The sequence below is a fragment of the Cereibacter changlensis JA139 genome (assembly GCF_003034985.1).
GTDB classification, from domain to species: domain Bacteria; phylum Pseudomonadota; class Alphaproteobacteria; order Rhodobacterales; family Rhodobacteraceae; genus Cereibacter; species Cereibacter changlensis.
This window is the reverse complement of the sequence record NZ_PZKG01000411.1, coordinates 1-648: the sequence shown is the minus strand read 5'-3', so window position 1 is coordinate 648 and position 648 is coordinate 1. Positions and strand designations below refer to the sequence as shown.

The following is a 648-nucleotide window of genomic DNA, read 5'->3' as shown; positions in this document are numbered from 1 at the left end:
GGCGCCATCGCGGTGAACCGCGGCGCGGCCCGGGTCGAGGCCGCGGTCATCGGCTCGACCGGCAGCCACAAGGCCCAGGGCACTGGCATCGCCGTCTCGGCGCTGAACCTCGCCAGCATCTATTCCGGCGTCGGCAGCGCCGCCATCGCCGTCTCGGCCTCCGGCGGCACCGGCATCGCCGCCTCGGTCGCCGTGGCGCTGGCCAACAACAAGCTGCGCGCCGAGACCGAGGCCCGCATCGCCGGCTTCACCACCGCCGGCGCGCTGAGCGCCGGAACCGGCGCCCTGTCGGTCACCGCCAGCACGAAGAGCGGCGTGGAACAGCTTGAGATCACCGCAATTTCGGTCGCCGCCTCCATTGCCGCGGCCTTCGCCGGGCAGGGCGGCTATGCCGTCGCCGGCGCCGGCGCCGATGCGCGCAATGAGATCAGCGGCGGCACGCTGGCCGAGCTGAGCAGCATCACCGGCGGCATCGCCGGATCGGCCACGGTCACGGCCATCAACGCCGCCAAGATCAGCGCGACGGTCGCCGCCGTCTCGGGCGCGGTCGCAGGCTCCGGCGGGTCGGGCGGCGGCGCGCTGTCGATCGGCGCGGCCTTCACCTCGAACCGGATCGGCACGGAGGGCGAGGCCTTCGCCACCACGGCG

1 protein-coding gene is annotated in these 648 nt (G+C 74.5%); it reads left to right on the top strand.

Annotated elements, in window-relative coordinates; translation table 11 throughout:
• Nucleotides 1–648, top strand: a 648-nt coding sequence (locus C5F48_RS25570; RefSeq protein WP_219907852.1) for a hypothetical protein, incomplete at both ends; no start/stop codon positions are given.